This is a genomic window from Pseudomonas brassicae, assembly GCF_010671725.1.
Lineage (GTDB): Bacteria > Pseudomonadota > Gammaproteobacteria > Pseudomonadales > Pseudomonadaceae > Aquipseudomonas > Aquipseudomonas brassicae.
The window spans coordinates 1-4,969 of record NZ_JAAHBU010000233.1 but is presented as its reverse complement, the minus strand read 5'-3'; the positions used below and the strand labels follow the sequence as shown (position 1 = coordinate 4,969).

Sequence of the window (4,969 nt, the reverse complement as noted above, 5' to 3'; positions counted from 1 at the left end):
TTGAACGAGTAGCCGGTCGGGATCACCAGGCCGACCGTAGAGCTGCCAATGCCCAGGTGCTCAAGCTTGCGCATGATCTGCGGCAGCACGGCATCGGACGAGGCCGTACCCAGCACGATGCTCAGCTCTTCGCGCATGTACTTGAGGAATGGAAACAGCTTGAGCCCCGAGACGCGCATCACCGTGCCCAGGATCACCAGCACGAACCCTGCACAGGTCACGTAGAACAGCGCGACCAGGCCGCCCAGGTGCTGCAGCGAGTCCAGGCCATATTTGCTGGTGGTGAAGGCGATGGCGCCGAACACGCCGATCGGTGCCAGGCGCACGATCATGCCCATGATGCGGAAGATCACGTGGCTCAGTTCGTTGATCAGGCGGGTGATGCCCGAGGCGGCTTCACCCACCAGGTTCAGCGCGCTGCCGAACAGCACCGCGAACAGCAGCACCTGCAGGATGTTGTTGTCGGCAAAGGCACCGATCACCGAATTGGGGATCAGGCCCATCAGGAACGCAGCGGTGCCCTGGATGTGCTGGCCGCGCTCGGCCAGCGCGCCGGCGTCGGCGGTGGACAGCTGGTCCAGATGGATGTTGGCACCGGTGCCGATACCGGAGGTAAAGGCGAGCACCAGGCCCAGGACGAGCGCGATGGTGGTCAGTACTTCGAAGTAGATGACGGACTTGAGGCCGATTCGGCCCACTTTCTTCAGGTCGCCAGCGCCGGAAATGCCGCTGACCACTACGCAGAACACAATCAGCCCGATGAGCATCTTGATCAGCTTGATGAAGCCGTCGCCCAGGGGTTTGAGTTGCATGGAAACTTCAGGAAAGCTCAAGCCGCAGGCGATGCCAAGCATCAGGCCGAGCACTACTTGCAGGAAGATCGAACGCGAGCACCATTTGAGCATGGGAGGGATCTCTGGTCGGTGTCTGGGCTTCTGGCGCAAGCGCTGAGCGACAGACTTAATTATTGTGGTCTTACCGGTATGTCCAGTGCAGGTGCAGTGTAGGCGCCCGTTTTGCGGGTTTGCAAGTGGTTTGCGGACAAATGGCCAGAAATTGGTTTTACCGGTCTGACCAGTTGTGGCGCGGTGCTAAGGCAAAAGCGCTTCAAGCGGCTCAAGCACGCACCTGTCACGCTTTTGCAGGGGCGGTGGTCAAGCCTTGGACAGGGCCAGATCTACCGCCGCAATCAATTTGCCCAGGTCCTTGGGCGGGGCTTTGTGAATGACACCGAACAGGTAGGCGCGCTGTTCGTCGGCATTGTCCAGGTCCGCGAAAAAGGCATTGAGCTTGACGCCCAGCACGTCGGCAAAGGTGAACAGCGCTTCGACACTGGGGGTGTAGTTGCCGGTTTCAAACCGGCTGATGGTCTTGGGGTCAAAACCGGTTTTTTCGCCAAGTTCAGCCTGAGTAAGCCCGGCTACCTTGCGGTAGCGTCTTATGGCCGGACCCAAACTTGATATATCCATCGTCGATTCCCATTTAGAATCAAGAACTTAACGATAAATTTTCGCGTTATACAACGTCACTATCCATCACTAAACCTTGCAAAAGGTGATGGTTTTCGTAGAATCCCCTGTTAGGACCGAATTTCAGGCACAAGGTTTCAAGGCCCGCAGTCAGGGCGTTGGCGTGCACCCCATGGAGCTTTAAAGTGCGTCTCAATCTGCCGGTCACGGCTGTCGAACAGACTTTTCCCGAACACCAGCGGCTGATTTCGGCCACCGATACCGCCAGTAACATCACCTACTGCAATGCTGAATTTGCCGCCATGAGTGGTTTCAGCCAGGCCGAACTGATTGGCAGCAGTCATAACCTGGTGCGCCATCCCGATATGCCACCTGCGGTGTTCGCGCTGATGTGGCAGTACCTCAAGGCCGGCCAGAGCTGGATGGGGATCGTCAAGAACCGCTGCAAGAACGGCAATTTCTATTGGGTCAGCGCCTACGTCACGCCGGTGCTCGAGAACGGGCGGCTGGTCGGCTATGAGTCGGTGCGCATCAAGCCCACTCGTGACCAGGTGCAGCGTGCCGAAGCGCTGTACGCACGTTTGCGCGAAGGCAAGCCCGCCGTGTCGCGCGGGCGCCGCCTGGCGGTGCAGGCCAGGGTGCTGGGCGTGCCGATGGTGGCCGCCGGGTTGGCCCTTGGCGCCCATCAGTGGGTAGCCGGGCTGCCTGCCCACGTCATCACCGTGGGCCTGTTCGCTGCCGTGGGGCTGTGGGGGCACAGCCGTCTGCGCCAGCAATTGCAGCAGATCGTGCACAGTACCCCGCAGACCTTTTCCGACCCTATCAGCGCACTGACTTACAGCGATGCACTGGGCCCCACCGCGCAGTTGCAGATGATCCTGATCAGCGAAGAGGCGCGCCTGAAGACTGCGCTCACCCGCCTGAGCGACCTGGCCAACCAGATGGCCGTGGCCGCCACCGACTCCAGCCGGTTGTCGAGCACCACCGAGTCGGCGCTGCTCGAGCAGCGCGCCGAAACCGACATGACGGCCGCCGCCATGACCGAAATGGCGGCGTCCATTGCCGAAGTTGCCGTGCATGTACAGCAGACCGCCAGCGAGGCCGGCACTGCCAACCTGCTGGCCGAGCAGGGCAGCCAGGTTGCGGGTACCTCGCGTGAGGCCATCCAGCTGCTGGCCAGCACCGTGACCCAGATCAACCAGGCGGTCGGCCGGCTGGCCGGGCAGACCCAGGACATCATGCTCGCCGCCAGTGTGATCCAGGCCATCGCCGACCAGACCAACCTGCTGGCCCTCAACGCCGCCATCGAAGCCGCGCGGGCCGGCGAGCAGGGGCGCGGTTTTGCCGTGGTGGCCGACGAGGTGCGCGCGCTGGCGGGCAAGACCCGTGAGTCGACCCAGCAGATCCAGGGCATCATCGAAACCTTGCGCAGTGGCGCCGAGGACGCGGTGAGCATTGCCAGCCTGGGCATCCAGGAAGCCGAACAGGGCGTGGCCCAGGTGGTCGAGGCGCAACAGGCCCTGCAGGGCATCCGCCAGGCGGTCGAACGCATCACCGACATGACCCAGCAGATGGCTGCCGCTTCGCAGGAGCAGTCGCATGTGGCCGAGGACGTATCGCGGCAGATCAACCGGGTGGCCGGCACCGTGCAGAAAACCGCCGACAACGCCAATGCTGCCGCCACGCGCGGGGGTGAACTGGAGCATATTTCTTCTGGCCTGCGTGCGTTGGTTGAACGCTTCAACCGATAGCTGTCAGGGTGGTCACGCATCATGGATGATAATTACCGCGCGGCCGTCGATGCGGCCGCGATCTTTTCCGAAACCGACCTGAGCGGGCGTATCACCTACGTCAACCAGCAGTTCTGCAGCATCTCCGGCTACCGCCGCGACGAGTTGCTGGGGGCCAATCACCGCATCCTCAATTCCGGCCTGCACGGCCGTGAGTTCTTTGCCGGCATGTGGCAGTCACTGGTGGCGGGCAAGGTGTGGAAGGGCGAGATCTGCAATCGCGCCAAGGATGGGTCGCTGTATTGGGTCGACAGCACCATGGTGCCGTTGCTCGACCCGGCCACCGGCAAGGTGCGCAAGTATGTATCGATCCGCTTTGACGTCAGCGAGAAGCGCCAGCTTGTGCATACCCTGCAATGGCGAGTGGGGCACGACGTGCTCACCGGGTTGCCTAACCGTGCGTACCTTTCCGACCTGCTGAACCAGGCGCTGGAGTTCTCGCGCACCGAGCGCTCCGCGTTGGCGGTGTGCATGCTCGACCTGGATGGCTTCAAAGCGGTCAACGACGGCTACGGGCATTCCAGCGGCGACCTGCTGCTGGTGGAGGTGGCGGTACGCCTCAAGGGTATCCTGCGCGGTGGCGATGCGGTGGCGCGCTTGTCCGGTGACGAGTTCGTGCTGATCCTGCGCCATGTCGAAAACCCTGCACAGTTGCGCACGGTGTTGGGCCGTGTGCTGTCGGCCGTGGCGGCGCCGTATTCGATCCGAGACCAGCAGATCAGCGTCAGCGCCAGCATCGGGGTTACCCTGTACCCGTCTGACAATGACGATGCCGATACCCTGTTGCGCCATGCCGATCAGGCCATGTACGTGGCCAAGCAGAGCGGGCGAAACCGTTTTCATCTGTTCGATGTGTTGCTGGATCAGGAGGTCAAGGCCACGCACCAGACGGTGGAGCGCGTGCGCCGTGCGCTCAAGGGCGGTGAACTGCGCCTGTTCTATCAGCCCAAGGTGAACATGCGCAGCGGCGCGGTACTGGGCTTTGAAGCGTTGTTGCGCTGGCAGCATCCGCTCAAGGGGCTGGTGCCGCCGGCACAGTTCCTGCCGCTGGTGGAGCAGACCGACCTGATCGTGGACATCGGCGAATGGGTCATCGAGCAGGCCATGGCGCAGATGCAGCAATGGCAGCAGGCCGGGTATCGCTGGTCGGTGAGCGTGAACATCGCCGCGCGGCATTTTCAGCGTGCCGACTTTGTCGAGCGCCTGCGCCTGTTGCTGGCCGACCATGAGCGCGTGGCGCCGCGCATGCTGGACCTGGAGATCGTCGAGTCGGTGGCGATCGAGAACATCCAGCGGGTCAGCGAATGCCTGGAAGCCTGCCAGCAGTTGGGCGTGCAGTTTTCGCTGGATGACTTTGGCACCGGCTACTCCTCGTTGAGCTACCTCAAGCGGCTGCCGACGCAGACCATCAAAATCGACAAGTCATTCGTGCGCGACATCCTGCATGATCAGGATGACCTGGCCCTGACTCGCGCGGTGATCGGGTTGGCGCGGGCCTTCGGGCGTCAGGTGATTGCCGAAGGGGTGGAGACGGTCGAGCATGGTGAAGTGCTGATGGGGCTGGGGTGTGAAGTGGCGCAGGGCTACGGAATTGCCCGGCCGATGCCGGCGGCAGAGGTGCTGGGCTGGGTGCGCGGTTATGTGCAGCCGCATGAGTGGGTGGTGTCGGCGCAGTCTGTATAAGGCTCAACGCCCCTTCGCTGGCAAGCC

General features: G+C 62.4%; 4 protein-coding genes and 1 pseudogene. 3 read left to right on the top strand and 2 right to left on the bottom strand.

From position 1 onward, the window contains the following. Nucleotides 1–905, bottom strand: a 905-nt coding sequence (locus G3436_RS16470) for a cation:dicarboxylate symporter family transporter (protein WP_163946972.1), incomplete at its 3' end; no start/stop codon positions are given. A 249-nt stretch (nt 906–1,154) separates the two neighbouring features. After that, complete coding sequence (locus tag G3436_RS16465; RefSeq protein ID WP_163946969.1) at nt 1,155–1,469, bottom strand: helix-turn-helix domain-containing protein; 315 nt, start codon at nt 1,467–1,469, stop codon at nt 1,155–1,157. Between the two features lie 185 nt (nt 1,470–1,654). Between G3436_RS16465 and G3436_RS28975 the strand changes: the two are divergent. The 3 genes and pseudogenes from G3436_RS28975 to G3436_RS16455 form a co-directional block, all read left to right on the top strand. Further along, nucleotides 1,655–1,936 (top strand): annotated as a pseudogene (locus G3436_RS28975) (PAS domain-containing protein); the annotation flags it as partial. Nucleotides 1,937–2,122: 186 nt separating this feature from the next. Next, nucleotides 2,123–3,220, top strand: coding sequence for a methyl-accepting chemotaxis protein (locus G3436_RS16460; protein ID WP_420801219.1), 1,098 nt, complete (start codon nt 2,123–2,125; stop codon nt 3,218–3,220). 21 nt (nt 3,221–3,241) lie between these two features. After that, entirely contained in the window at nt 3,242–4,942 is a 1,701-nt protein-coding gene (locus G3436_RS16455) for a putative bifunctional diguanylate cyclase/phosphodiesterase (protein ID WP_163946963.1), read from the top strand. Nucleotides 4,943–4,969 lie beyond the last annotated feature (27 nt).

Excerpts from the sequence above, each read along its gene's own strand:
- G3436_RS16465 (WP_163946969.1), bottom strand. The coding sequence starts at position 1,469 with ATGGATATATCAAGTTTGGGTCCGGCCATAAGACGCTACCGCAAGGTA.
- G3436_RS16460 (WP_420801219.1), top strand. The coding sequence starts at position 2,123 with ATGGTGGCCGCCGGGTTGGCCCTTGGCGCCCATCAGTGGGTAGCCGGG.
- G3436_RS16455 (WP_163946963.1), top strand. The coding sequence starts at position 3,242 with ATGGATGATAATTACCGCGCGGCCGTCGATGCGGCCGCGATCTTTTCC.